At 64.5% G+C, this 24,400-nt stretch carries 26 protein-coding genes; 8 read left to right on the plus strand and 18 right to left on the minus strand.

All coding sequences use genetic code 11. The features are described from left to right. Nucleotides 1-16 precede the first annotated feature (16 nt). Together DM806_RS07240 and argH are read right to left on the minus strand one after the other, a co-directional pair. On the minus strand, nucleotides 17-280 hold the full coding sequence (locus DM806_RS07240; protein ID WP_179042548.1) for a hypothetical protein: 264 nt from the start codon (nucleotides 278-280) through the stop codon (nucleotides 17-19). Next, nucleotides 277-1,647 carry an argininosuccinate lyase gene (gene argH, locus DM806_RS07245; protein ID WP_179042549.1) on the minus strand — a complete coding sequence of 457 codons (1,371 nt, stop codon included), beginning with the start codon at nucleotides 1,645-1,647 and terminating at the stop codon, nucleotides 277-279. The genes DM806_RS07240 and argH overlap by 4 nt, the downstream gene beginning before the upstream one ends. Nucleotides 1,648-1,690: 43 nt before the next feature. Here argH and DM806_RS07250 point away from each other — a divergent pair, with 43 nt between their 5' ends. From DM806_RS07250 to DM806_RS07265, 4 genes are all read left to right on the plus strand, one after another. Next, on the plus strand, nucleotides 1,691-2,296 hold the full coding sequence (locus DM806_RS07250; protein WP_179042616.1) for a TlpA family protein disulfide reductase: 606 nt from the start codon (nucleotides 1,691-1,693) through the stop codon (nucleotides 2,294-2,296). Between the two features lie 273 nt (nucleotides 2,297-2,569). Beyond that, nucleotides 2,570-5,101 (plus strand): TonB-dependent receptor plug domain-containing protein, encoded by a 2,532-nt coding sequence (locus DM806_RS07255; RefSeq protein ID WP_179042550.1) that lies wholly within the window; start codon nucleotides 2,570-2,572, stop codon nucleotides 5,099-5,101. Nucleotides 5,102-5,162: 61 nt separating this feature from the next. After that, entirely contained in the window at nucleotides 5,163-6,416 is a 1,254-nt protein-coding gene (locus DM806_RS07260; RefSeq protein ID WP_179042551.1) for an aminotransferase class V-fold PLP-dependent enzyme, read from the plus strand. A gap of 17 nt (nucleotides 6,417-6,433) precedes the next feature. Next, nucleotides 6,434-6,865, plus strand: coding sequence for a RidA family protein (locus tag DM806_RS07265; protein ID WP_179042552.1), 432 nt, complete (start codon nucleotides 6,434-6,436; stop codon nucleotides 6,863-6,865). A gap of 50 nt (nucleotides 6,866-6,915) precedes the next feature. Here the strand turns inward: DM806_RS07265 and DM806_RS07270 are convergent, their stop codons facing one another. Continuing rightward, on the minus strand, nucleotides 6,916-8,013 hold the full coding sequence (locus DM806_RS07270) for an AI-2E family transporter (protein WP_179042553.1): 1,098 nt from the start codon (nucleotides 8,011-8,013) through the stop codon (nucleotides 6,916-6,918). Between the two features lie 130 nt (nucleotides 8,014-8,143). On the opposite strand from DM806_RS07270, the gene DM806_RS07275 reads away from it, so the two are divergent. Both DM806_RS07275 and DM806_RS07280 read left to right on the plus strand, forming a co-directional pair. Continuing rightward, a complete protein-coding gene (locus tag DM806_RS07275; RefSeq protein WP_179042554.1) occupies nucleotides 8,144-8,944 on the plus strand; it encodes a TrmH family RNA methyltransferase in 801 nt (266 codons plus the stop codon). Between the two features lie 102 nt (nucleotides 8,945-9,046). Continuing rightward, nucleotides 9,047-10,321, plus strand: a complete 1,275-nt coding sequence (locus DM806_RS07280; RefSeq protein ID WP_179042555.1) for an MFS transporter — start codon at nucleotides 9,047-9,049, stop codon at nucleotides 10,319-10,321. A gap of 60 nt (nucleotides 10,322-10,381) precedes the next feature. Here DM806_RS07280 and DM806_RS07285 read toward each other — a convergent pair whose 3' ends face one another. The 13 genes from DM806_RS07285 to DM806_RS07345 all read right to left on the minus strand — a co-directional run bounded on the left by DM806_RS07285 (nucleotide 10,382) and on the right by DM806_RS07345 (nucleotide 21,377). Beyond that, nucleotides 10,382-10,894, minus strand: a complete 513-nt coding sequence (locus DM806_RS07285) for a GNAT family N-acetyltransferase (protein ID WP_179042556.1) — start codon at nucleotides 10,892-10,894, stop codon at nucleotides 10,382-10,384. A 69-nt stretch (nucleotides 10,895-10,963) separates the two neighbouring features. Beyond that, the gene (locus DM806_RS07290; protein ID WP_179042557.1) at nucleotides 10,964-13,636 is read right to left on the minus strand and encodes a TonB-dependent receptor plug domain-containing protein; all 2,673 of its coding nucleotides are present in this window, start codon (nucleotides 13,634-13,636) and stop codon (nucleotides 10,964-10,966) included. 331 nt (nucleotides 13,637-13,967) lie between these two features. Further along, entirely contained in the window at nucleotides 13,968-14,336 is a 369-nt protein-coding gene (rplS, locus tag DM806_RS07295) for a 50S ribosomal protein L19 (RefSeq protein WP_179042558.1), read from the minus strand. Nucleotides 14,337-14,342: 6 nt separating this feature from the next. Further along, entirely contained in the window at nucleotides 14,343-15,080 is a 738-nt protein-coding gene (gene trmD / locus DM806_RS07300; protein ID WP_179042559.1) for a tRNA (guanosine(37)-N1)-methyltransferase TrmD, read from the minus strand. Next, a complete protein-coding gene (locus DM806_RS07305) occupies nucleotides 15,077-15,400 on the minus strand; it encodes a hypothetical protein (protein WP_179042560.1) in 324 nt (107 codons plus the stop codon). Before DM806_RS07305 ends, trmD begins: the two co-directional genes overlap by 4 nt. Then, on the minus strand, nucleotides 15,397-15,672 hold the full coding sequence (locus tag DM806_RS07310; RefSeq protein WP_179042561.1) for a hypothetical protein: 276 nt from the start codon (nucleotides 15,670-15,672) through the stop codon (nucleotides 15,397-15,399). The genes DM806_RS07305 and DM806_RS07310 overlap by 4 nt, the downstream gene beginning before the upstream one ends. Nucleotides 15,673-15,784: 112 nt before the next feature. Continuing rightward, the gene (locus DM806_RS07315; protein ID WP_372859349.1) at nucleotides 15,785-17,287 is read right to left on the minus strand and encodes a serine hydrolase domain-containing protein; all 1,503 of its coding nucleotides are present in this window, start codon (nucleotides 17,285-17,287) and stop codon (nucleotides 15,785-15,787) included. Then, on the minus strand, nucleotides 17,284-17,682 hold the full coding sequence (locus DM806_RS07320; RefSeq protein ID WP_179042562.1) for a type II toxin-antitoxin system VapC family toxin: 399 nt from the start codon (nucleotides 17,680-17,682) through the stop codon (nucleotides 17,284-17,286). Before DM806_RS07320 ends, DM806_RS07315 begins: the two co-directional genes overlap by 4 nt. Then, nucleotides 17,679-17,951 carry an AbrB/MazE/SpoVT family DNA-binding domain-containing protein gene (locus DM806_RS07325; protein ID WP_179042563.1) on the minus strand — a complete coding sequence of 91 codons (273 nt, stop codon included), beginning with the start codon at nucleotides 17,949-17,951 and terminating at the stop codon, nucleotides 17,679-17,681. The genes DM806_RS07320 and DM806_RS07325 overlap by 4 nt, the downstream gene beginning before the upstream one ends. Nucleotides 17,952-17,981: 30 nt before the next feature. Then, nucleotides 17,982-18,476, minus strand: coding sequence for a ribosome maturation factor RimM (gene rimM, locus DM806_RS07330; protein ID WP_179042564.1), 495 nt, complete (start codon nucleotides 18,474-18,476; stop codon nucleotides 17,982-17,984). Between the two features lie 5 nt (nucleotides 18,477-18,481). Then, entirely contained in the window at nucleotides 18,482-18,922 is a 441-nt protein-coding gene (gene rpsP / locus DM806_RS07335; protein ID WP_179042565.1) for a 30S ribosomal protein S16, read from the minus strand. Between the two features lie 41 nt (nucleotides 18,923-18,963). Continuing rightward, nucleotides 18,964-20,445 carry a signal recognition particle protein gene (ffh, locus tag DM806_RS07340; protein ID WP_179042566.1) on the minus strand — a complete coding sequence of 494 codons (1,482 nt, stop codon included), beginning with the start codon at nucleotides 20,443-20,445 and terminating at the stop codon, nucleotides 18,964-18,966. A gap of 194 nt (nucleotides 20,446-20,639) precedes the next feature. After that, on the minus strand, nucleotides 20,640-21,377 hold the full coding sequence (locus DM806_RS07345; RefSeq protein ID WP_256869153.1) for a hypothetical protein: 738 nt from the start codon (nucleotides 21,375-21,377) through the stop codon (nucleotides 20,640-20,642). 152 nt (nucleotides 21,378-21,529) lie between these two features. On the opposite strand from DM806_RS07345, the gene DM806_RS07350 reads away from it, so the two are divergent. After that, nucleotides 21,530-22,945 (plus strand): amino acid permease, encoded by a 1,416-nt coding sequence (locus tag DM806_RS07350; RefSeq protein WP_179042567.1) that lies wholly within the window; start codon nucleotides 21,530-21,532, stop codon nucleotides 22,943-22,945. Here DM806_RS07350 and DM806_RS07355 read toward each other — a convergent pair. Next, entirely contained in the window at nucleotides 22,926-23,222 is a 297-nt protein-coding gene (locus DM806_RS07355; RefSeq protein WP_179042568.1) for a HigA family addiction module antitoxin, read from the minus strand. The genes DM806_RS07350 and DM806_RS07355 overlap by 20 nt on opposite strands. Then, on the minus strand, nucleotides 23,212-23,502 hold the full coding sequence (locus DM806_RS07360; RefSeq protein WP_179042569.1) for a type II toxin-antitoxin system RelE/ParE family toxin: 291 nt from the start codon (nucleotides 23,500-23,502) through the stop codon (nucleotides 23,212-23,214). Before DM806_RS07360 ends, DM806_RS07355 begins: the two co-directional genes overlap by 11 nt. A 97-nt stretch (nucleotides 23,503-23,599) precedes the next feature. On the opposite strand from DM806_RS07360, the gene dapF reads away from it, so the two are divergent. Further along, entirely contained in the window at nucleotides 23,600-24,400 is an 801-nt protein-coding gene (gene dapF / locus DM806_RS07365; protein ID WP_179042570.1) for a diaminopimelate epimerase, read from the plus strand.

A 24,400-nucleotide genomic window follows, 5' to 3' on the forward strand; every position in this document is an offset into this window, starting at 1 on the left:
GTCTGTTCCTGTTGATTTACTTTGGCTGCTTTTCGGGCGGCAGGTCGAATTCGTCATTGCCGCGCTGGCGCGACTGGGTGAGCAATTCGACGCTGCGCTCCGGGCGCGCCTGAATGGAGGGGGTGAGCAGATCGGTGCTGGTCGGCGCGGTCGCGGCGCCCACCGGCACGGCGGGCAGTTTCTGCCCCTGCACCGGTTTCAGGGGCTGACGCCCGCCACAGGCCGTCAGGGTTAGGGCCAGCGCCATCAGTCCCAGCCCGGCAAGCGTCTGCTTCCTCATGCTCCCAGTTCCTTCCTTGCGTCGGCGATGCGCGCGCGCACCTGCGACGGTGCGGTGCCGCCATGGCTCTGGCGGCTGGCGACCGATGCGTCCACGGTCAGCACCGCATAGACGCGATCGTCGATCCGCGCGTCGATGTCCTTCAGCGTCTCCAGCGGCAACTGGTCGAGCGGCGCCGCCGCCGCCTCCGCCGCCGCCACGGCGCGACCGGTGATATGGTGCGCCTCACGGAAGGGAATGCCGCCTTCGCGCACCAGCCAGTCGGCAAGGTCGGTGGCGGTGGCGAAACCGCTTTCGGCGAGGCCGCGCATCCGGTCGGTGCGGAACGTCACCGTCTCGATCATGCCGGTCATCGCCGCGATCGAGAGGCCCAGCAGGTCGTGCGCCTCGAACACCGGCGGCTTGTCGTCCTGCATATCCTTGGAATAGGCGAGCGGCAGCCCCTTCATCGTGACGCAGAGCGCGTTCATGCAGCCCATGATGCGCCCGGCATGGCCACGCACCAGTTCGGCGGCGTCGGGATTGCGCTTCTGCGGCATGATCGAGCTGCCGGTCGAATAAGCGTCGGGCAGCTTGACGAAGCCGAAGGGCTGGCTCGCCCAGATGATGAATTCCTCCGCCAGCCGCGACAGGTGCAGCGACGTCTGCGTCGCCGCCATCAGATAGTCGAGCGCGAAGTCGCGGTCGGAGACGCTGTCCAGGCTGTTGTCGGTCGGCTTGGCGAAGCCCAGCGCCGCCGCCGTCATGTGGCGATCTGTCGGGAAGCCGGTGCCGGCCAGCGCCGCCGCGCCCAGCGGACATTCGTTGAGGCGTGCGCGCGCATCGGCGAAGCGGCTGCGATCACGGCGCACCATTTCATAATAGGCCATCAGATGGTGGCCCAAAGTCACAGGTTGCGCCGATTGCAGATGGGTGAAGCCCGGCATCACCGCATCGACATGCTCCTCCGCCCGCGCCACCAGCGCGCGCTGGAGGCCGAGCAGTCCGGCTTCGACCTCGTCGATCGCATCGCGCACCCAGAGGCGGAAATCGGTCGCCACCTGATCGTTGCGACTGCGCGCGGTGTGCAGGCGACCGGCCGCCGGGCCGATCAGTTCGGCGAGGCGCGACTCCGTGACCATGTGGATATCTTCCAGGTCCAGGTTCACCGGCACGCCGTTCGCTTCATATTCGGCGGCGATCGTGTCGAGTCCCGCCGAAATCGCATCGGCGTCCGCCTGCGAAACGATGCCCTGTTTCGCCAGCATCGCGACATGCGCCTTGGAACCCGCGATATCCTGTTTCCACAATCGCTTGTCGAAGGGGATGGAGGCATTTATCTCACGCATGATCGATGCCGGGCCGGCGGCGAACCGGCCGCCCCACATGCTGTTGGAGCCTGCTTCCGTGATATCGTCGTTCCGCGCGCTAATGATACTGCTCCTGCCTGCCGCTCTGGCGGCCTGCGATAGGCAATCCCAGCCGCCGGAGCAAGATAGCGCGCAAGCCAATGCAGGCATTGGCGGAGAGGTTTCCGCGACCTCCGGCGAAGTGAAGGGCGGCGGCGCGAAAGACAGCGCCTTCAGCTACAAGCTGGACCGCAGCAAGGCCGGCGCCGCAGCGCCCACCCTGACCTTCCTCGATCCCGCTGGCGGGGACATGACGCTTCAGGATTTCGCGGGCAAACCGATGCTGGTCAATCTTTGGGCGACATGGTGTGCGCCCTGCGTCGCGGAAATGCCGACGCTCGACCGCATCGCCGCCACCCATGGCGCCAAGGGTCTGGCCGTCCTCACCATATCGCAGGACAATCTGGGGATGAAGGCGGTGAAGCCCTTTTTCGAGAAGCACAAGCTGCCCCACCTCAAGGGCTATGCCGACCCGGAAAACCAGCTTGGCTTCCACTATGCCACCGGCCAGTTGCCGACAACCATCGTCTACGACGCGCAGGGCAAGGAAATGGTGCGGGTGGTCGGCGCGATGGATTGGGAAAGCGCGGAGGGCAAGGCGTTGATCGACGCGGCCATGGCGTCCTGATTGCCGTGCCGGATCACTTGCTCAAACCGGAATACGCAAAGACGAACGAGGATGAGAAATCCTCCATGCCAGTTGATTGCAAAATGATATTCGACGAATGCAAAGACTCTGCTTGCCATATGAGCTATTCGGTTAATAGGATGATCGGCTTTTAGCGATAACATCTCAAGAAATATTACGATTTTCCTGCATTTTTTTGCACTGCAATAGAGGGTTTCAGAGAGCCGACCGTCGTCCCCCTTGTCATCCATAATGAAAAACCAGGGGGCATGAATGACGAGACTATCTGCACTGAAACTTTCCTTGATCATGGCATCGTCCTGGTCAGCCTGCGCGATGGCGCAGGACGCACCGCAGGAGCCGCAGGCCGATGACGGCGCGGCCATCATCGTGACCGGCACCCGCGCCGTCGGCATGTCGGCCGCCGACAGCGCCGCGCCGGTCCAGGTGCTGGGCGAAGCCGCCCTCGCCAAGGTCGGCCAGCCCAACCTCAACCAGGCGCTGACCCAGATCGTGCCGAGCTTCACCGCCCAGACCCAGGGCACCGACATGTCGAACTTCGCGCTGTCGGCCCGTCTGCGCGGCCTGTCGCCGAACCACACGCTGGTCATGGTCAACGGCAAGCGCCGCCATGGATCGTCGATCCTTCAGGTCATCGCCGGCCCGTTCCAGGGTTCCGCCGCGCCCAGCATCGACCTCATTCCGCCGGACGCCGTCGACCATATTGAAATCCTGCAGGATGGCGCCGCCGCCCAATATGGTACCGACGCGATCGCGGGCGTCATCAACCTGATCCTCAAGGATGAGAATGAGGGCGGCAGCTTCAAGGTCACTGGCGGCCAATATTATGACAGCGAAGGCGAGCTGTGGAGCGTCAGCGGCAATGCCGGCTTCAAGCTGGGCGAGGACGGCTTCTTCAACGTCACCGCCTTCCACCGGCGTCAGGATTATACCACCACCGGCACAGGGCAGGTCCAGATCACCAAGCCCGACGGCACGTTGCAACCCAATACCCCGGCGCAATGGTCGAACCTCACCGGCGACGCCCTGTCGGGCATCAACGGCGGTCAGGCCAAGTCCGAACTCAGCCTGCTCTTCTACAATATGGGCTATGATTTCGGCGGCATCGAATTCTACAGCTTCGGCGATATTTCCCGTCGTATCGGCTATGCCAAGCAGGGCTATCGCCACCCGTCGCGCATCTGCAATGTGCCCGGCAACAGGGGCGGCAGCATCACCACCGCGGCTTATGACCCCTCGCTCTGCCTGGGCAATACCGGCGTCGTCGGCATGGTGCCGCAGCAGAAGGTCGAGCAGGACGAATATAGCATCACCGGCGGCGTTCGCGGCGATGTTGCGGACTGGAACTACGACTTCGGCGTGACCTACGGTTCGGACAAGAACCAGATCTACACGATCGATTCCGCCAACCGCTCACTCTACCAGAATACCGGCTTCACCCCGACTGATTTCTATGACGGCATGTTCAAGCTGACCCAGCTGACCACCACGCTCGACATCCGCAAGGAATTCGACGCCGGCCTGGCTGGCCCGCTGACCTTCGCCTTCGGTGGTGAATATCGTCGCGAAAAATACACGATCGGCGCAGGTGACGAAGGTTCGACCTATCTGGAGGGCGGCCAGTCCTTCCCCGGCTATCAGGCGAGCGACGCCGGCACCTTCGGCCGCCATGTGAAGGCGGTCTATGCCAACGTCATCCTGGAGCCGGTGGACCGCTGGACCGTCGACCTTGCGGGCCGTTACGAAGATTATAGCGACTTCGGCGACACTAAGATCGGCAAGATCACGACCCGTTACGACTTCAACGATGCCATCGCCATCCGCGGCACGGCCAGCACGGGTTTCCGCGCGCCGACGCTTCAGGAAGGCAATTATTCGGCGACCAACGTCAGCCCGACCGGCGCCGTGCTTCAGCTGCCGCCATCCTCGACCGCCGCGCAGCTGCTAGGCTTCAGCGCATTGAAGCCCGAAAAGTCGACCAACTTCTCGGCGGGCATCGTTCTGCGCCCGATCCCGAAGCTGGCCGTCACGCTTGATGGTTATTACATCAAGATCAAGGACCGCATCGCCGGCACCGCGCAGATCCGCGGCACGGTCAATGGCGTGATCCAGCCGGGCAACGCAGCTACCGGCGTTCCGACCGGTCAGCAGGTTCTCGACGCCATCGCTGCCCGCGGCGTGGCCATCGACAATGTGCCGAACCTGGGTGTGGCGACCTTCACCAACGGCGTCGATACCCGCACCATGGGTCTCGACTTCGCGGCGAGCTATCCTGTCATGCTCGACTTCGGTCGGCTCGACCTGTCGCTGTCGGCCAACTACACCAAGACGAAGGTCACGAAGAACCGCATCCCCGGCCTCTTCAGCGCCCAGTCGGTCAGCTATCTGGAAGACGCGTCGCCCGACTACAAGATCGGCTGGGGCGGCCTGTTCACCAGCGGCAAGTTCAGCCTGAACGTGCGTGAAACCTTCTACGGCAGTTCCAGCGTGCTGGTATTCCCGGCGATCAGTGGCGCACCATCCTTTACCGGCGTCGTGAAGGCTGCGGCCATCACCGACCTGGAAGCCGGCTATGACTTCACCGACTCCGTCACCATCTCGGTCGGTGCGAACAACCTGTTCAACAAGCGCCCGGAAGTGCCCAAGCTGTTGACCGGCTACACCATCGCACCGGGCGTCTCGCCCTATGTGAATGGCAGCACGACCTATAATTCGCCCTATGGCCATGGCGCCTATGGCAGCTCGGGCGGCTATTATTACGCTCGCATCGACTTCAAATTCTAACCGAGGTCACGAAGGGAGGGCCGGTCCGGAAACGGGTCGGCCCTTTTCATTGGGGGAATTCATGAGCCTGTCCCGCCGTCAGGCACTGGGCGCTGCATTGGCGATGCCGGTCGCCGCGAAGGCCGCCCGCGCGGCCACGCCCCTGTTACCGGACAGGGGCAGCTTCGCCGCCACGCCGATCGCCTATCTCGACAGCGCATCGACCCATCCGATCAGCCTTGGCGCCCGCGCGGCGATGGACGCCTATGTCGCGGGCCGCACGCTCGATCCCGCCGCCCTCACCCGCAAGCCGGTCGACCGCGCCGCCACGATCGGCAAGTTCGCGCAGTTGGTGAATGCCGATCCCGACGAAATCACCTGGGTCCAGTCCACCACCATGGGCGAACAGGCGGTGCTGCGGGCGCTGGGCTTTCCCCATAAGGGCGGTCGCATCGTCACCGACATGCTCCATTTCCATGCCGGCTTCCCCATGTATCAGGAACTGGCGAAGCGGGGCCTCGACGTCGCCTGGGTGCAGGCGCGGGACGGCCGCATCCTGCCGGAGGACATGGCCAGGGCGATCACGCCCGGCACGCGGCTGGTCAGCCTCTCGCTCGTTTCCACCTATAATGGCTTCCAGCACGATCTGAAGTCCGTGTGCGACCTCGCCCATGCGGCCGGGGCGCTGGTCTATGCCGACATCATCCATGCCGCCGGCGCGATCCCCGTCGATCTCCACGGCAGCGGCGTCGATTTCGCCGCCTGCGCCACCTATAAATGGCTGATGGGCGATTTCGGGCTCGGCTTCCTCTACGCCCGGCGCGGCGTGCTGGACGCGCTGCCGCTCGCAGACTTCGGCTATTATGGCTTTGCCGCTCCCGGCGCACCACCCGGCATCGCCCTGTCGCCGCCACAGACCCATGTCTATCCGATGGACCCGCCCGGCGACACGCCGGTCAGCTATACGATGCGTCCTGGCACGCTTGGTCACTTCGGAACGGGCACCTATGCCCAATCGGTTATCGCCGCGACCGACCATAGCCTCGACTATATCGGCACGCTCGGCGTGCCCGCGATCCAGAGCCATGCCCAGGCATTGATCGGCGCTCTGCGCGAAGGCCTGACAACCAAGGGTTACAGGGTCATCACGCCACCCGGCACCACGACGCCGCTGTTGACCGCCCTGCTGCCTGACGCGAAGGCCCGGCTCGCCGAACCGCTGGCGAGGGCGCAGGTGCGTATCTCGCTGCACGATCATCATTTCCGCATCGCGCCTTCGGTCTTCAACGATATGAAAGATGTTGATCGCCTGCTCGGCGCGCTGCCACCCGCCTGATTCCGAGGGAGAGTCATATGAAGCGCCTTCTTGCCGCCGCCCTTTTGCTTGCAGCCACGCCCGCCTCCGCGCAACCCGCGCCCGCGCCGCAGCCGCTGCCCGCCAAGCTGCCCTTCTCTCCCGCCGTGCGCGTGGGCGACATCCTCTTCCTGTCCGGCCAGATCGGCCAGGTGCCCGCGGGCATGGACAGGCACAAGGAGGGGTTCGACGCGGCGGTGAAGGGCGCGATGGACTCGATCGGCAGGATCTTGACGGATAACGGCCTCGACTTCGGCCATATCGTCAAATGCACGGTGATGCTGGACGACATGGCCGACTGGCCCCGATTCAACGCCGCCTATCTTCCCTATTTCGACGGCAAGCGCCTCCCCGCCCGCAGCGCCTTCGGCACGGACGGGCTGGCACTCGGCGCGCCGCTGGAAGTGGAATGCCTCGCCGCGTTCAAATAAGGCTGGCAAATAAGGCTGGAGACATCGGCGTTGCGCGCGGGGCGGGCCTGTCAGACGTCCGCCACGCCGCCTGGCCCCCGCATCCGGGTGAAGATGTTCCAGGTCGCGATGAACAGGGCCGCGATCACCGGGCCGATAATGATGCCGCTGAAACCGAATAGCTCGATCCCACCCAGCGTGGAGATCAGCACCACATAGTCGGGAATGCGCGTGTCGCGGCCGACCAGGATCGGGCGCAGCACATTGTCGACCGACCCGATCACCAGCGCCCCGCACACCACCAACACCACGCCCTGCCAGATCGCGCCGGTCGCGAACAGATAGATGGCGACCGGCACCCAGACGATCGCAGTTCCCACAGCGGGCAACAGCGAGAAAGCGCCCATCAGCACGCCCCACAGCAACGCGCCCTGAATCCCCAGCGCCCAGAAGACGATGCCGCCGATCAGACCCTGTACGATCGCCACGACGATGCTGCCCTTGATCGTGGCGCGGATGACGATAACGAACTGCTCGAACAAGGCCGTGCGCTGGCCCGCCCGCAGCGGCGCGGCCGTGGCGATCCGTTCCGACAGCGCTTCCCCGTCGCGCAGCAGGAAATAGGTGAGGTAGAGCATCACGCCCAGCGCCACCAGGAAGCTGAAGGCGCTCTGCCCGATCTGGAAGGCCTGCGTCGCCAGCGTGCGGAAACTGCTGGTGATGCCCTTCGTCACCATGTCCTGCGCGGCGTAGAAATTGGTGAGGCCCAGCCGCCGCAGATAGGGCGTGGCCCAGTCCGGCAGGCTGTCCACCACCTGCGCGAAAAGCCGCGCGAAATTGATCTCGCCCGTCTGGATCTTGCCGTAGAAATAGGCCGCTTCCTGCAACAGCGCGGCCCCCAGCACGAAAGCCGGAACGATCACGATCGCCAGGATCAGGAACAGGGTGACGAGCGCCGCGCCGTTCCGATGTTTCGGCATGGCCGCCAATATCTGCCGGTTGATCGGCGCGAAGACGATGGCGGCGATCACGCCCCACAGGATCGCGGCGAAGAAGGGTTCGACCACCAGGGCAAAGGCGATCGACACCAGCAGCACGAAACCAAGGAAGAAGCCGTCCTCGATTTTCGGCGTGACGTTCAGCGGCGGCGGGGTGGGTTCTACGGTCATGGCCGTGTCTTTGCAAAATTTGCGCCCCAAATCCATCGCGCAACGATCATCATAACCTGCCCCCTGTCCTTTTCGCCGTTCCATCGGTAGAGAGGCCGCTTCCTTCGCTCTTTTGGGACCAGCATCGACCGTGGCACGCGAAATCACCGGATTTTCCAACCCGCTGGTGAAGCGCGTCCGATCCTTGCGCGAAAAGAAATATCGCAAGGCCGAAGGTCTTTTCCTGGCCGAAGGGCTGCGCATCCTGACCGAAGCGCGCGAGGAAGGCGTGCTGCCCGAAATGCTGTTCCACGCCGGATCGACGCACCCGCTGGCGCTGGGGCTGATCGATGCGATCGAGGCGAATGGCGGCGACGTGATCGAAACCACGCCCGATATCCTGTCCAAGATCAGCGGCAAGGATAATGCCCAGGCCGTGGTCGGCGTCTATCGCGACCGCCTCACCCCGCTGGAGAAGCTGGACCGGAGCAAGGCCGACATCTGGATCGTCGCCCAGTCGCTGCGCGATCCCGGCAATCTCGGCACCATATTGCGCACCGGCGACGCGGTCGGCGCGGGCGGCCTCATCCTGATCGACGATTGCGTCGATCCCTTCTCGGTCGAATCGGTGCGCGCCAGCATGGGCGCGCTCTTCACCCAATCCATCACCCAGGCGCGCTGGGGCGAGTTCATGCACTGGCTGCGGCAGGGACCGGGCGAACTGATCGGCACCAGCCTGAAAGCCACGCAGGATTATCAGGAACCGCGCTACCAAAGCCCCAGCTTCCTGCTGGTCGGCAATGAGGCGCAGGGCCTGCCCGAATCCTATGAGGCCGAATGCGACCAGCTGGTGAAGATGCCGATGCTGGGCAAGGCCGACAGCCTGAACGCGGCGGTGGCGACGGCCGTCATGGCCTATGAACTGCTGAACCAGAAACGGAAACAACAATGACCGTCATCCCAACAAAAGCTGGGATCTCTCTTTTCTTTTGAGGCGAACAGAAGAAAGGAAACGCCAGCTTTCGCTGGCATGACGAACGGGGGCAAAAACGAGATGACAGCAGCAAACGGCATGGGCGAAATGTGGCGGCACAAGCGCGTGCTTGCGGCCAGCCTCATTGGCACGGCGGTGGAGTTTTACGACTTCTACATCTACGCCACCGCCGCGAGCCTGATCTTCCCTTCGCTCTTCTTCCCCGCTTCCTCGCCCACGGCGCAGCTGATGGCCTCCTATGGCAGCCTCGCCCTCGCCTTCTTCGCCCGGCCCGTCGGCGCTGCCGTGTTCGGCCATTATGGCGACCGCATCGGGCGCAAGGCGACGCTGGTCGCCTCGCTGATGCTGATGGGCGGCTGCACGTTGCTGATCGGCTTCCTGCCGACTTATGCGATGATCGGCTATTGGGCGCCGCTGATGCTGTGCCTGCTGCGCTTCGGCCAGGGCTTTGGCCTCGGCGGCGAATGGGGCGGCGCGGCGCTGCTGGCGGTGGAAAACGCTCCACCCGGATGGCGCGCGCGCTTCGGCATGTTCCCGCAGCTTGGCGCGCCGGTCGGCTTCATCGCCGCCAACGGCCTGTTCCTGATCCTCGGCGCTTTCCTGACCGACGCGGATTTCTTCGCCTGGGGCTGGCGCCTGCCCTTCCTCGGCAGTGCGGTCCTTGTGATCCTCGGCCTCTGGGTCCGCCTCAAGCTCACCGAAACGCCGGAGTTCGCCGCCGCGCAAAAGGAAACCCCGCCGCCCGCCGTGCCGCTGGCGACTTTGCTGTCTTCGCACCTCGGCGCGGCGATCGCGGGCACCTTCGCCTGCGCCGCCTGTTTCGCCGTCTATTATATCGCGACCGCCTTTGCGCTCGGCTATGGCACCACCGCGCTCAGGATCGACCGCGAAATCTTCCTCGCGATCCAGCTCGGCGCGATCCTGTTCATGGCGCTCAGCATCATACTGGCCGGCTGGTGGTCGGATCGCACCAGCCCCACCACGGCGCTCGCCTGGGGCTGCGTCGGCACCGTGGCGATGGGCATCGTCTTCGGCCCGCTGATCGGTACCGGCGCGCTGCTGCCGATCTTCATCGCGCTCAGCCTCGCGCTGTTCGTCATGGGCTTCATCTACGGGCCATTGGGCGCCTATCTGCCGGCCCTCTTCCCGATCCAGCTGCGCTACACCGGCGCGTCCTTCGCCTTCAACCTGGGCGGCATAGTGGGCGGCGCGCTGGCCCCGATCGTCGCCACCTGGCTGATCGGCGCGCAGGGCGTCGGTCTGGTCGGCCTCTACATGTCGGCTGCCGCGCTCATCAGCCTTGGCGGCCTCTGGTTCACCAGCCGCAACCCCTAAGGCATTCTGAAGCCGGCTGAAAGAGCCGGTGGCTCGCAGAATGCCGACAACAAGAGCGCTTCAGATCGCCTTGCGCATCAGCAGCATCGGCACGCCGCTATCCTCGAACGGGCGCACGCCCTCGAACCCGAAGCTGTGGTAGAGCGGCACCCCCGCCATCGTGCCCGACAGTTCGAGCGCGGCGAAGCCCTCCGCCTTCGCCGCCGCCTCACATAGCGACAGGATCATCGTCCCCACGCCCTTCCGCACATGGTCGGGATGGGTATACATCGCCCGCACCCGCGCCGGCTCGCTCGCCGGGTCGAGCAGCCGGTCGTTGCGCCCGGCGCTGTGATTGCCGCCATAGGCGGTCGCGCGCCGGCTCCAGCCGCCGCACCCCGCAATGTCGCCGCCATCCTCGATCACGAAATAGGTGCCGTCCGCGATCAGCCGGCTGTCCAGCCCCATGAAGGCATGGCTGGTCTGCACCTGCTCGGGCGTCAGGAAAGTGGATTGCAGCCGGTCGATGGCCAGAGTCATGACAGCGGACAGCGCCGCTTCATCGGCGGGCGTGGCAAGGCGGTGGGTCAGCATGGCCCGCTCATGAATGGAAGCAGCCGGCCCCGCAAGGGACCGGCTGCGCGAAGATGGGAGGGGGAGGGATCAGAATTTGAAGCCGACCTTCCCATACCAGAAACCGCCGTTGAAGCCGAAGGGCGACACGTCGGGATAGATATCGCCGGTGAAGCGGCCACCGGTCGAGGCATAGACCGGACCCAGCGTCCCCTTCGTATTGGAGAATTTGTCAGGATAGTTGCTGAAGATATTCTGGGCGCCCGCGCTCAACGTGAAATTCTCGTTGATCTCGTAGCTGACCTCCAGGTCGAACACGAACTCGCTGCCGAAGGTCTGCGACACCGGGCCGTCATCCGTCACGGTATATTTGCCGTACCAGTTCATGCGTCCCAAAATGGACAGCGGCCCTGCGGTCCAGTTTTCGGTCAGGATGACGCGGGTCTTGGGCAGCGTCTTTTCCAGCTGGGCGACGCGCACATCCGATACCACCGTGGGATCGCGATCCGTGACCTTGGTCTTGTTCCAGTTGAAGGCCAGGGTCGAATTGAGCGAGCCGAGGTCGCCCACCATGAAGCGATAGCTGCCGACCACGTCGATGCCCTGCGTCCGCGTGTCGAACGCGTTGGTCAGGAACTGCACCTCGTTGACCGTGGCATAGTTGGCCAGGCCGAGCGACTGGAGCGTCGGCCGGTCCGCATCCGCGATCACGAAGGTGCCAGACGTACCGATGCGGTCCTTCACCTTGATATTATAATAGTCGATCGTCAGCGTCGCGCCCGGCGCAGGCGTGAAGACCGTGCCGACCGAGAAGCTGACGGATTCCTCGGGCGTCAGCGACTTGGCGCCCAGATAGGCGGCGACCGGACTCGTGACCGGCAGGGTCATCGATTCGATCGCGTTCGGGTTGCCGGGGTTGAAGGTCGTGGCGATGCTGCTCGAATTGACCTGTCCCGGCGTCGGCGCGCGGAAACCGGTCGCCACCGTGCCGCGCAGGGCTAGGATGTCGGGCACGACGGCATAGCGGGCGGAGAATTTGCCCGTGGTCGAGTTGCCGAAGTCGGACAGATGTTCGTAGCGGCCGGCGATGCCGAAGGACAATTGGTCGGTCACGTCGCCTTCGATGTCGATATAGAGGCCCTTGGAATTGCGGCTGCTCTCACCCGCGATCGCCGGGCCATAGCCGGGAAAGCCGTTGGCGCCGACCGGCAGGGTCACGGACAATTGCGTGCCGTCGGCATTCAGCACCGGCGTTCCGTCCTGATGGAAGACGAGGTTGCCGGTATAGGGACCGACCGCATAGGAGGCCGCGTCGCCCAGGCCCAGCTCATAGGATTCGCGGAAATATTGCCCGCCAAAGGCGATGGTGATCGGGCTGGCGAAGCCGACTTCCCAGGGATAGCTGAAGTCCGCGTTGAACAGGGTTTCGCGCTGTTGCAGCTTGCCCAGATAAAATTCGGTCGGCGACGTGATGCCCAGCGAGGGGTTCATCGTGCCGTTCATCGAATATTTCAGCGTCGACTGGCCATAGCTGCCCGACAGGTCGTAGTTCAGGCCGAAGCCCGTCGTGCCCTTATAGCCGACCGTGCCCGAAATATCGTCGATCTTGCCGAAGAAGATCGGGGTGAAGCCGCCCGAATAGACGCAGCTCCAGTTCTGCACCAGCGGATCGGAGCAGGTCGCGACCTGCGTATAATCGCGCGTGGTCGGATCATAGCCGTTTGGCGCATAGACATTGCCGCCAGCCGCACCAGTCTGAATGCCCGGCAGCGTGTTGTCGAAATCGGTGAAATAATCGTTGAAGATGCCGTTATGGCCGAAGCTGTTGCCTTCGATATCGACACCGGCGGTGTCAACCGATTGGCGATAGTTGAAGCTTTCCTCCTGGAAGCTGTGGCCATAATTGCCGAAGAAATAGACGCTGCTGTCATCGCTGAGGTCGAAATGGCCGTTGGCGAAGATGCGGTAGGATTCCATCTTCGGATTGCCGTAGCGCTGCGCCAGCGCGGGCACGCCGATGTCGGGCTGCTCCTGCGCCAGCAGATGGGCGCCGGCGCGGGTGACGCCACGGCTGGTCTTGCCGGCGTTCACATATTCGCCGCTGATGTTGATGACGCCGCTGTCGCCCAGCTTGAAGCCAGCGTTCAGCGCCACCTGAACATCCTTGCCATCACCGCGATAATATTGGCCGTAGCGGGCATAGCCGGAATAGCCGACATCGTCGCGCAGCGTCATGTTGATGACGCCCGCGATCGCATCCGATCCATATTGCGCCGATGCGCCGTCGCGCAGCACTTCGACCGCCTTCACCGCGATCGCGGGGATCTGCGCAAGGTCGGCGGAATGGGCGCCCGCCGACTGGGCGTTGGCGCCGATCTGCACCAGCGCGCTGCGGTGCATGCGCTTGCCGTTCACCAGCACCAGCGTCTGGTCGGGCGCCAGGCCGCGCAGGTTGGGGGGACGGACGAAGGAGGAACCGTCGCCGATCGCATAGCGCGCGACCGAGAAGGAGGGGACGAGATTCTGGATGACCTGGTTCATGTCGGCCGTGCCCTGCTTCTGCAGTTCCTGGCCGGAATAGACGTCGATCGGCGTCGGCGATTCCGCAACCGTGCGGTCGGTGCGACGGGTGCCGGTGACGATGATGGTTTGACCCGATGCCGCCGCCGGTTCTTGCGGTGCAGCATCCTGCGCCAATGCGGGCATCGAATAGAAGAGCGCGACGGCAATGGCGCCGCGCGAAATCAGACCCTCATATTTCATCCAAAAAGCCCCCAATTATGTCTTGTACAGAGGCCTTTTCGACATCCCCTTCCGACCCGTTTACCCTGACTTGCCAAGGCCGCATGAATAGGTGGCCGAAATCGGGGATTTCGGCGCGGGACTATTCAGCAACATCTGGAAACGGAAGGCTGGCACAAATCCACCAAGGGAGAAATGGCCCTTTTTTGCAGTGCCGCATAATCTGTTGCGCCTGCGAAGGTCGGACGTATGTCCGAATTTGTCAAATCATTGCAACATATAGAAAAAGGCGGCACCCCATGGGGGCACCGCCTGTTTCTTTTTTACAACTGTCAAGAAGCGATTTGGACTATCAGCCCTCGCTGCGCACGTCGCGGCGCTCGGCGATGCGAGCGCGCTTGCCGGTGCGGCCGCGCAGATAGTAAAGCTTCGCACGACGCACGACGCCGCGACGGACGACGGTGATCGAATCGATGTTGGGCGAATAGAGCGGGAACACGCGCTCCACGCCCTCGCCGAACGAGATCTTGCGCACGGTGAAGTTGGAACCCATGCCCTTGTTCGAACGGGCGATGCACACGCCTTCATAGTTCTGAACGCGGCTGCGCTCGCCTTCGATGACCTTCACGCCGACGCGCAGGGTGTCGCCGGGGCGGAAGTCGGGAATATCCTTGGCGAGGGCGGCAATGTTTTCCGCCTCGATCTGCTGGATGATGTTCATATAACGTCAGTCCTTGGTCTTTTGCTGCGCACCAGAGGGCGACTGGTCCCGAACGCCGATATGGCGTTCCCAAAGGTCCGGCCGCCTTAGCCGTGTATCGACCTCCGCCTGTTGTTTCCGCCAGGCGGCGATCTTCGCATGATCCCCCGATCGCAACACTTCGGGGATCGCGCGCCCCTCCCATTCCACCGGGCGGGTATAGTGCGGATATTCGAGCAACCCCGTTTCAAAGGATTCCTCGACTCCGCTGGAAGCCGCGCCCATTACACCGGGAAGCAGCCGAACACAAGCATCGAGCAGCAGCAAAGCCGCCATTTCCCCGCCCGACAGGATGATGTCTCCCATGCTGACCTGCTCGATCGGGCGGGCGTCGAAAATCCGCTCGTCAAACCCCTCGAACCGGCCGCACAGGATCGTTGCGCCCGGCCCCGCCGCCAGTTCGCGCACGCGCGCCTGCGTAATGGGCTTGCCGCGCGGCGTCATCGCAAGCACCGGCAGGTCGGATCGCCTTTCCAGCGCATGGTCGACCGCATGGCCCAGGATGTCGGCGCGCAGCACCATGCCCGCCCCACCGCCTGCCGGCGTATCGTCCACGGTGCGATGCCGGTCGGCGGCGAAATCGCGGATATGGATGGGATGGCAGGCCCATTTACCCTCGGCCAGCGCCCTGCCCGCGAGCGACACGCCCAGCGGCCCAGGAAACATCTCGGGATAGAGGGTCAGGATTTGCGCGGTGAAGCTCATTTACGATAGCCTTGGACGATCAGATACACGATGGCGAAGGCCACAAGATAGAGGATGAGCGCCGTCAGGCCGAGCATCATCGAACCCGCCATCGCCATGCCGCATGCGTCGACGCCGCAATCCTGCTTCGACGCCATGGCCGCCCGCAGGAACACGAAAGCCGCCAGCAGACAGGCCAGCAGTGGAAGCGGCAGCGCGGACAGCAGCGCGATGCGCCGGCTGCTCCAGCGCGGCCGCAGGGCGACGATCCAGTGCGAACACAGGACCGACAGGGCGGTGATCGCCAGACCGGAAATGAAGACCAGCCCGATGTCGCTCATGTCCGACGCCTTTTCCGCATCCAGGCCGCCGACATGCCGCCCGCCAGGCAGATGGCGCCGCAAATGGTGAGGACGACGCCGATATTCAGCAGCAGGTCGGCAAAGGGCCGTTCGGGATGCAGGAGCGATGGCAGGATGAACAGCATCGGCAGCGGGCAGATCAAGCCGACGGCGGCCGCGACCTTCACCCAGCGCGGCCATCCGATCCCGAACAGTCGCCATCCCGCGACGAGCATCATCAGCAGATAGATAGCGGTGACGATCTGGGCCATCGCCGCCGCTTAGAGCGAATCCCGGTCGGAGGGAACATCTGACGGCCGGAAAATCGCGGAAACAGAGGGGCACGCCGAAGCAAGCCCGCACCGGCATCCCGTTCCCCGCCGATCAGGGCAGCTTGATCGCCAGCTTCAGCTCCTGAATCTGCGCCGTTACGGTCGGCGCCAGCAGGATCGTCCCGGCTACCCTGCCCCGCTCGCAACGCCAGGTGAAGCTGCCCGACAGGTTGCCCGTGGCGGTGACGGGCGCATCGGTGCTGCACGCGCCGACCTCGCGCTTCAGCGTGGCGAGTTTCTTCGCCCAGTTGTCCATGTCGCTGTCCATCAGGAAGTTCATCGCCAGCCGGTCCTGCGCCACGCCGACACTCCCCGCGGCATAGATTCGCCCTGCCGCCCCATAGCCATCCGCCAGCAGCGCCGACACCGGCACGTCGCCCGCGATCAGCGCCCCCGCCTGCTTCAGCGCCAGCGCCGCATCCCAGGCCGGCCCTGCGCCGCCATTATAGGTGCGGTTGGTGAAGACGAAGATGCCGACGCCATAATCGGGCATCAGCATCACATGGCTGCCATAGCCCGGATAGCCGCCGCCATGCGCCAAGGTCAGCCCCAGATCGCAATCCTGCGCGATCCGCATGGCAAAACCATAGGCCGCCGCCTGTCGGCAGGCGGTCGGCCCGCTCTTCCCATTGCGCTGGGCGATGGTGACGAAATTGCTCCCCTCCGCCAGCATCCGCACGGCCGATCGCGATACCGGCCCGGTTTCGGCCTCATCGCGCGCCGGCCAGGCCGACAGCAGGAAGGCGACCCAACGCGCGTAGTCGGCGGCGCTCGTCTGCAGCCCGCCCATCGCGCCGAAGGCGCCATCCGCCATGGTCGGCTCATTCTTCCACCGGCCATCCTCCCAGCGATAGCCGAGCGCACGGCGCTCCAGCGGCCATTCGCTCACCTCATAGCCGCTCGATGTCATGCCGAGCGGCGCCAGCAGGCTCCTTTCGACATAAGCCCGATAGGACATGCCGCTCACATGGGCGATAATCCGCCCCAGCAGCGCATAGCCGAAATTGCTATATTCATAGCGGCTGCCCGGCGCGGTGCTGAACGGCACGCCCTGCGCCAATATCCTGCTGAACTCGTCCTGCGGCATCGGCGTCTGCCGGTCGCCCCAGGGATTGTCGTCGACGAAACCCGCGCTGTGGGTCAGCAGGTCGCGAATGCGGATATGCGGACTGTCCTTGGTCGGATAGGTCCAGCCGCGCATTTCGGGGACATATTTTTCCGCCAGATCGTCGAGCGACAGCTTGCCATCCTCGCGCAGCTTCAGGATCGACAGGGCGGTGAAAGCCTTGGTCATCGACGCGATGCGGAACAGGCTGTCGGGCGTCACCGGCCGCTTCTGGACCAGATCCTGCACGCCCAGCCCCTTCACATGGACCAGCCGCCCGTTGGCGACGATGCCATAGACCAGTCCCTGCGTATGGCTATCGACCTGAAAGTCGGCGAACAGACGGTCGATTTCGGGCATGGCGGCAGCGATCTTCTTCTCATCGGCCGCCCTGGCCGTCGCGGGGAGGAAGGCCAGAAGCAGCAGCAAGGGGAAGAAGCGTCGCGTCACCGGGTCCAGTCCTCCACCTTCAGGCCAGGGATATCGCCAAAGTCCTTCGGATTGCGCGTCACCAGCACCATGCCGAGCGCCAGCGCATGGGTGCCGATCAGACGATCGAAGCCGTTTCGGCGGACGCCCGCCTGCCGCATGACGCCGGCGTAGACGCGCGCAGCCGTGTCGTCGAAAGGCGCGATGCGCAGCAGGGACAGGAAACTGTCAATCCGTCGCCCGTCTCCAACCGGATCGGCCGACGAGCGGTTGCCCACCCGTAATTCGGCGGCAGTGATCGCCGAAACGGTCAACGCGCCGAATGACCCGGCCATGCGTTCGGCCAGAACCGCGCTGCGTCCCAGCAGGAAGTCGATGCAGACATTGGTATCGAGCAGATAGGCAGGCGCGGTCATGCGGCTTCCGTCGCACCGCCATTGTCGCTCCAGTCGCGCTCTCCCTGGCTGATGTCGCCCCGCCCCTCGCCCATGAAGCCGGCAGACATGCTGCCATAAAGCCCCATCAGTATATCGCGCGAACGGTCCTGCTTCCAGAAGGAGAAACTGCCATCGTCATGCGGGACGACCATCACCTCTTCCCCATCGGAGAGGCCCAATGTGCGCGGCAACCGCAATGCCAGGCTATTGCCCGACTTGAAGACCTTGGCCCGATATTCCTCGCCCATGGCTCCCTCCGTATATACGGAGTGTATATACTATTCGGCGAAGGCCGCGTCAATCAATGCGCCGTCGTCGCCCAGCGTGACGACATGCATCGGCGCCATGAAGCGCTTGCCGGGCTTGTCGCCGACGGATGGCCGCTGGACCTCGATAATATCGCCCGCGCCGAAATTCTCGACCGCGACGATCTCGCCCAGCGCTTCGCCGGTGCTGGAGGTGCAGGGCAGGCCGATCAGATCGGCATGATAATATTCGCCTTCGCCCAGTTCGGGCAGGGCGGAACGGGGCACGGTCAGTTCCGTGCCGCGCAGCGCCTCGGCCGCGCTTCGGTCGCCGACCTCGGCGAAGCGGGCGACCGCGCCATTGGGGCCGGGGCGCACCGACTTCAACGTCAATATGCGCCCCGCCGCATCGAAGCCCTTGAAGCTTTTGAGGCTTTCCGCCCCTTCGCCAAAGAGCTTCAGACGGACTTCGCCCGCCACGCCATGCGCGCCGATGATGACGGCTAGAGTGACGGGCTTGTCGGTCAAGATAATCAGCCCTCGGCCGCTTCTTCTGCGGGAGCGGCTTCTTCGGCGGCCGGCGCAGCAGCGGCTTCAGCGGCGGCAGCCTTGGCGGCTTCGGCAGCTTCAGCGGCTTCCGCAGCCTTGGCGGCGCGATCTTCGGCGCGATCCTTGGCCTTCTGACCCGGCTCGGCCTTGTTCGGGTTGTTGCGCGCAGCGCGTTCCTTCACGCCGGCGGCGTCCAGGAAGCGGGCGACGCGGTCGGTCGGCTGCGCACCAGCGGCAACCCAGTGCTTCGCACGCTCGACGTCCAGAACGACGCGCTTCTCGTCGCCCTTGGGCAGGACGGGGTTGTAGCTGCCGATACGCTCGATGAACTTGCCGTCACGCGGCGCGCGGCTGTCGGCCACGACGATGCGGTAATAGGGACGCTTCTTGGAGCCGCCGCGCGACAGACGGATGGAGGTTGCCATTAAACTTGCCTTTCTACTCTGATCTGATCTGCTGAAATTGCTTATTTCTTCATGAAATTCTGAAAACCGGGCGGCAGCTTGGGCATGTTGCCACCCAGACCACCCAATCCGCCAAGCCCGGAAAGATCGGGAGCGCCTGCCCCCTCCGGCCCACCCGCGCCGCCAAGCATTCCGCCCATGCCGCCGCCGGTGAACATCTTGGCCAGCCCCTTGAGGCCGCCCATCTTGCGGATCTTCTTCATCGCCGTTTCCATTTCCTGATGCATTTTCAGGAGGCGATTGACTTCCTGCACAGTGGTGCCGGAACCCTTGGCGATACGGATCTTGCGCTTGGCGTTGATCAGGGCGGGCTTTTCGCGCTCCTTGGGCGTCATCGAGCCGATCATCGCGTCGAGATGAATGAGCGTCTTGTCGTTGGCGCCGCTGTTCGCCATCGCCGCCTGCGCCTTCTTGAGGCCCGGCAGCATGCCCGCCAGCGCGCCAAGGCCGCCCATGCGGCGCATCTGGTTCAGCTGCGCGCGCAGGTCGTTCATGTCGAACTGACCCTTGGCCATCTTCTTGGCCAGCTTGTCCGCTTCCTCGGCGTCGATCGTCTCGGCCGCCTTCTCGACCAGCGAGACGACATCGCCCATACCAAGGATGCGCTGCGCGACGCGCGCGGGGTGGAACGGCTCGATCGCATCCAGCTTTTCGCCGGTGCCTGCAAATTTGATCGGACGGCCGGTAACGGCGCGCATCGACAGCGCCGCACCGCCGCGGGCATCGCCGTCCATGCGGGTCAGCACCACGCCGGTCAGCGGCACCTGTGCGGAGAAGCTGGTCGCCACGTTCACGGCGTCCTGACCCGTGAGCGAGTCGACGACGAGCAGGATTTCAGCCGGGTTCGCGACGTCCGCGACCGCCTTCATCTCGTCCATCAGCGCTTGATCGACGTGCAGACGGCCAGCGGTGTCGAGCATAACCACGTCGAAGCCCTGAAGCTTCGCCGCCTGAAGCGCGCGCTTGGCGATATCGACCGGCTGTTGACCCGCGATGATCGGCAGGGTCGCGACATCGGTCTGCGTGCCGAGCACCGCCAGCTGCTCCTGCGCGGCCGGGCGCTGGACGTCGAGCGACGCCATCAGCACCTTCTTGCGCTCCTTTTCCTTCAGCCGCTTGGCGATCTTCGCGGTGGAGGTCGTCTTGCCCGAACCCTGGAGGCCGACCATCATGATGACGGCCGGCGGGGTCACGTCGATCATCAGGTCGCTGGTTTCGGCGCCCAGCGTTTCTGTGAGCGTATCGGAGACGATCTTGACGACCATCTGTCCCGGCGTGATCGATCGCAGCACATCGCTGCCGACCGCGCGTTCGGTGGCCTGATCGACGAACTGGCGGACGACGGGCAGCGCCACGTCGGCTTCCAGCAGCGCGATTCGCACCTCGCGCATCGCGGCGCGGACATCGTCCTCCGTAAGCGCACCGCGCCCACGCAGCTTGTCGAATACCCCACCGAGACGATCGCTTAGCGAATCGAACATCATCACCTCATTTGGGCCGAAAGGCCCGGAAAACTGCGCTTACCCATCAAACGACAAAATCGCCGGCGGGCGAAACCTCGCCGGCCAGCGTCCATCCGATGCCCCATGCTGGGCGTCCTGGAGTCGTCAGGGTTCCAGGGACGAAGCCCTGAATGCGGCTCGGCCTTTAGTGCAAAGCCGCCAGAAGCGCAAGCGCGCTATCCCGCCATGAGCGCGGCGGCTGTGGACGCAGCGACCTGCATATGTCCCAGCACCTCCACCAGCACGCAGCGCGCGACGATGACGGCCATGCCCCAGACATAGGCCGGATGCACTGCTTTCCCCATCCGCACATCGCCATGCATCGCCAATCCCACATAGAGAAGCTGCATCAGGGTGGCGCTCGCACCGGCCCATGCTCCCAGCAGCGGCATGGGCAGAATGCGTCCGAAGGCCGGTTCCAGCATGGCGATGGTGCCGCACAGCATCAGCCGCTTGTGCCAATCGCTCCGGTTCCGCAGCAGGACAGCCGCCATGGTAAGACCGGCAAAGGCCAGCATGTCGAGCGGCCCGAGCAGCAGGAAGACGCCCGGCGTAAAGAAAGGCGGTACCCGTCCCATCTGCACCGCCAGAATCGACGTTGCGATCCCCCATGGCACGATGAAACAGGCCAGTGCGCCGGCAACCCAGCCAAGCTGCCGATGGACGTCGGCTCGCCCGCGCAGGATCAGCAAGGCCTGGGCCAGAAACAACAGGGTCCAAATGATCAATGACAGCGCATGGACATACACCCACCAGGGCACCTTGGCCACATCCACCATGCCGCGCAGCGCGAAGGAGCCGAATCCGCCGATGACGGTCGTGGCGATCAGCATCGCCATGCCGGTGAATATCCGCCGCTCCCGCGCCTGCCGCTGCACTGCCCCGATCGCCGTCGCTCCGACCACCGCCATCATTGCGCCAATCTCCCGCTCTTGGGCAATAATAGCGCAGCCGTCGGCCCCGATATTGTAAGAAGCCGCCACGCTGACGCGCAACGCTTGCGCAGCCCCCGACTTTGCGTCAGCACACGCCCTCGACAGAGCAGAAAAAGGGGAGCCGAGACGTCATGAGCTGGACACGCCGCAAGCCGATGGAGGCGATGATGCCCAGGGAGGCGGACCACCAGATGGCGCGCACCCTGTCCTGGCCGCATCTGCTGGCGCTGGGCGTCGGCGCGATCGTCGGCACCGGCATATTGACGCTGATCGGCGTCGGCGCGGACCGCGCTGGCCCCGCCGTCCTGCTCTCCTTCGCCATTGCCGGCGCGATCTGCGCCTGCGCCGCGCTCGCTTATGCCGAACTGTCCACCATGATGCCGGCGGCGGGCAGCGCCTATAGCTATTCCTATGTCGTGCTCGGCGAAGGCATCGCCTGGATCGTCGGGTGGAGCCTGATCCTCGAATATAGTCTGGTCGTGTCGACCGTGGCGGTCGGCTGGTCGGGCTATGCCGCGCCGCTGCTGACGGCCATCGGCTTTCCAGAGGCGCTGACGCAGGGACCGGAACTGGGCGGCCTCATCAACCTGCCCGCCATCTTCATCATCGCCGTCGTTGCGGGCCTGCTGATGTTCGGCACGCAGGAAAGCGCGCGTCTCAACACCATCCTCGTCCTTATCAAGATCGCGACGCTCAGCCTGTTCGTCTGGGTCGCCCTGCCCGCCTTCGACGCGCAGAATCTCGAACCCTTCATGCCGTTCGGCTTCGCCAAGCATATGGGACCGGACGGCGTCGAGCGCGGCGTGATGGCGGCGGCCGCGATTATCTTCTTCGCCTTCTACGGCTTCGACGCCATCTCGACGGCGGCGGAGGAAGCCAAGAACCCGGACCGCGACCTTGCCATCGGCATCGTCGGCTCGCTGATCGTCTGCACGCTGATCTACGTCCTTGTCGCCGCCGCCGCGATCGGCGCTCTGCCCTTCGCCCGCTTCGCCGACAGCCCGGAACCGCTGGCGCTCATCCTGCGCGAAATGAGCCAAGGCGGCATCGCCCGGATCGTCGCCATCGCCGCCGTGATCGCGCTGCCGACCGTGCTGCTCGGCTTCCTCTACGGCCAGAGCCGCATCTTCCTGGTGATGGCGCGCGACGGCTTCCTGCCGCAGAGCCTCGCGAAGATTTCGAAGCGCGGCACGCCGGCGCGCATCACGCTGGTGACGGCCATACTGGTCGCAGTCATCGCGGGCATCCTGCCGATCGACGAAATCGCCGCGCTCGCCAATGCCGGCACGCTGATCGCCTTCACCGCCGTGGGTCTCTGCCTCCTCGTCCTGCGCAAGCGCGCGCCGGACCTCAAGCGCCCCTTCCGCACGCCTGCCGCCTGGTTCGTGGGCATCGGCGCGGTCGCGGGCTGCGCCTATCTGTTCGCCAGCCTGCCGATGAAGACCATCCTCGCCTGCGCGATCTGGAATGCGATTGGGTTGGCGGTCTATTTTCTCTACGGGCAGCGGCGGGCTGCGGCTGGCCTGATCAGGCCGCCAGCGGCTTGACGCCCAGTTCGTCCGCATGTTGGCGCGCCACGGCCAGATCGTGGCGCGTCTGCATCCGCATCAGCGTTTCGGCATCGATGCCGAACAGCTTTTCGAAGCGGATTGCCATCTCCGCCGTCAAATCCTGCCGCTGATTGAACAAACGACTGACCGTCTGCCGCGTAACCCCCAGATGATCGGCCAGATCACCCAGCTTCAGGCCATGCGCTTCAACGACTTCGGTCCTCAACCAGTCGCCGGGATGGACTGCCAGCGATGCGTGCATCTTAAGCGCCATGATAATCCTCCAAATCCATATCGATCAGCGCGCCCTGCTCATCGATCCGAAAGGTCAATCGCCAGTTGCGCGTTACCGTCATCGCCCATGTTCCGGTACGATCGCCTGTCAGCGGATGCAGCCCGTAATTGGGCGGCTGGGAGAGTATCTCCAGCGATGTTGCCGCATCGATGAAGGCCAGCATCTTGCGCAGCCTTGCCACATCGCCAACCAAGCCCTTGGCGTTGCCCGTCTCGAAAAAGCGGCGCAGCCCCTTATGCGCTATGCTCTCGATATCCATCCGTAACGCCATAGGTTACATCGCGCAAAACGTCAATCAAGACGTTACATTGCACGCGGACTCGCCTTTTCCCCCCACTCCCACTACATGCGCGGCCATGGGACGTTTCTCGAAGATGCATGGCCTGGGCAACGACTTCGTCGTGATCGACGCGCGTGAAAGCGCCATCGAGATGACGGAGGCGCGCGCCCGCGCTATTGCCGACCGCCATGCCGGGATCGGCTGCGACCAGCTGATCCTGATCGGAGAAGCTGACGACGCGGACGTGTCGATGCAGATCTTCAACGCCGACGGCAGCGAGGTCGAGGCCTGCGGCAACGCCACACGCTGCGTCCCCCTGTTCGTCGGCCGCGACGTGCTGATCCGTACCAAGGCCGGGCTGCTTGACGCCAAGTCGGTAGATGGCGGCGCCAGCGTCGACATGGGCGCGCCCCGCTTCGACTGGGACGCGATCCCGCTCGCCTATGCGATGGACACGCTCAGCATGGGCGCCAGCTGGGAAGACCTGCCCGCGCCCGCCGCCGTCAATGTCGGCAACCCCCATGTCGTCTTCTTCGTGGATGATCTGAACGGTGTGAACTTCGACCGTCTCGGCCCGCTGATCGAGCATGATCCGCTCTTCCCGAAGCGGGTGAACGTCAATTTCGCGCAGCCGGTCGGCTATAGTCATATCCGCCTCGTCGTGTGGGAACGCGGCGCGGGCCTGACGCGGGCCTGCGGCACCGGGGCCTGCGCCACCGCCGTCGCCGCGATCCGTCGCAAGCTGATGACCGGCCCCGTCACCGTCAGCCTGCCGGGCGGCGACCTCGTCATCGACTGGGCGCCCGGCGGCACGATCCGCATGACCGGCCCCGCCACCCATGTCTTCGACGGCGAGGCCGACTGGTCCCGCTTCTGA

Source organism: Sphingobium lactosutens (assembly GCF_013393185.1).
GTDB lineage: Bacteria > Pseudomonadota > Alphaproteobacteria > Sphingomonadales > Sphingomonadaceae > Sphingobium > Sphingobium lactosutens_A.

What these genes read in the sequence shown, in the direction of transcription:
- DM806_RS07240 (WP_179042548.1), bottom strand. Translation starts at nt 280, where the DNA reads ATGAGGAAGCAGACGCTTGCCGGGCTGGGACTGATGGCGCTGGCCCTA.
- argH (WP_179042549.1), bottom strand. Translation starts at nt 1,647, where the DNA reads ATGTGGGGCGGCCGGTTCGCCGCCGGCCCGGCATCGATCATGCGTGAG.
- DM806_RS07250 (WP_179042616.1), top strand. Translation starts at nt 1,691, where the DNA reads ATGATACTGCTCCTGCCTGCCGCTCTGGCGGCCTGCGATAGGCAATCC.
- DM806_RS07255 (WP_179042550.1), top strand. Translation starts at nt 2,570, where the DNA reads ATGACGAGACTATCTGCACTGAAACTTTCCTTGATCATGGCATCGTCC.
- DM806_RS07260 (WP_179042551.1), top strand. Translation starts at nt 5,163, where the DNA reads ATGAGCCTGTCCCGCCGTCAGGCACTGGGCGCTGCATTGGCGATGCCG.
- DM806_RS07265 (WP_179042552.1), top strand. Translation starts at nt 6,434, where the DNA reads ATGAAGCGCCTTCTTGCCGCCGCCCTTTTGCTTGCAGCCACGCCCGCC.
- DM806_RS07270 (WP_179042553.1), bottom strand. Translation starts at nt 8,013, where the DNA reads ATGACCGTAGAACCCACCCCGCCGCCGCTGAACGTCACGCCGAAAATC.
- DM806_RS07280 (WP_179042555.1), top strand. Translation starts at nt 9,047, where the DNA reads ATGACAGCAGCAAACGGCATGGGCGAAATGTGGCGGCACAAGCGCGTG.
- DM806_RS07285 (WP_179042556.1), bottom strand. Translation starts at nt 10,894, where the DNA reads ATGCTGACCCACCGCCTTGCCACGCCCGCCGATGAAGCGGCGCTGTCC.
- DM806_RS07290 (WP_179042557.1), bottom strand. Translation starts at nt 13,636, where the DNA reads ATGAAATATGAGGGTCTGATTTCGCGCGGCGCCATTGCCGTCGCGCTC.
- rplS (WP_179042558.1), bottom strand. Translation starts at nt 14,336, where the DNA reads ATGAACATCATCCAGCAGATCGAGGCGGAAAACATTGCCGCCCTCGCC.
- trmD (WP_179042559.1), bottom strand. Translation starts at nt 15,080, where the DNA reads ATGAGCTTCACCGCGCAAATCCTGACCCTCTATCCCGAGATGTTTCCT.
- DM806_RS07305 (WP_179042560.1), bottom strand. Translation starts at nt 15,400, where the DNA reads ATGAGCGACATCGGGCTGGTCTTCATTTCCGGTCTGGCGATCACCGCC.
- DM806_RS07310 (WP_179042561.1), bottom strand. Translation starts at nt 15,672, where the DNA reads ATGGCCCAGATCGTCACCGCTATCTATCTGCTGATGATGCTCGTCGCG.
- DM806_RS07320 (WP_179042562.1), bottom strand. Translation starts at nt 17,682, where the DNA reads ATGACCGCGCCTGCCTATCTGCTCGATACCAATGTCTGCATCGACTTC.
- DM806_RS07325 (WP_179042563.1), bottom strand. Translation starts at nt 17,951, where the DNA reads ATGGGCGAGGAATATCGGGCCAAGGTCTTCAAGTCGGGCAATAGCCTG.
- rpsP (WP_179042565.1), bottom strand. Translation starts at nt 18,922, where the DNA reads ATGGCAACCTCCATCCGTCTGTCGCGCGGCGGCTCCAAGAAGCGTCCC.
- ffh (WP_179042566.1), bottom strand. Translation starts at nt 20,445, where the DNA reads ATGATGTTCGATTCGCTAAGCGATCGTCTCGGTGGGGTATTCGACAAG.
- DM806_RS07345 (WP_256869153.1), bottom strand. Translation starts at nt 21,377, where the DNA reads ATGATGGCGGTGGTCGGAGCGACGGCGATCGGGGCAGTGCAGCGGCAG.
- DM806_RS07350 (WP_179042567.1), top strand. Translation starts at nt 21,530, where the DNA reads ATGAGCTGGACACGCCGCAAGCCGATGGAGGCGATGATGCCCAGGGAG.
- DM806_RS07355 (WP_179042568.1), bottom strand. Translation starts at nt 23,222, where the DNA reads ATGGCGCTTAAGATGCACGCATCGCTGGCAGTCCATCCCGGCGACTGG.
- DM806_RS07360 (WP_179042569.1), bottom strand. Translation starts at nt 23,502, where the DNA reads ATGGATATCGAGAGCATAGCGCATAAGGGGCTGCGCCGCTTTTTCGAG.
- dapF (WP_179042570.1), top strand. Translation starts at nt 23,600, where the DNA reads ATGGGACGTTTCTCGAAGATGCATGGCCTGGGCAACGACTTCGTCGTG.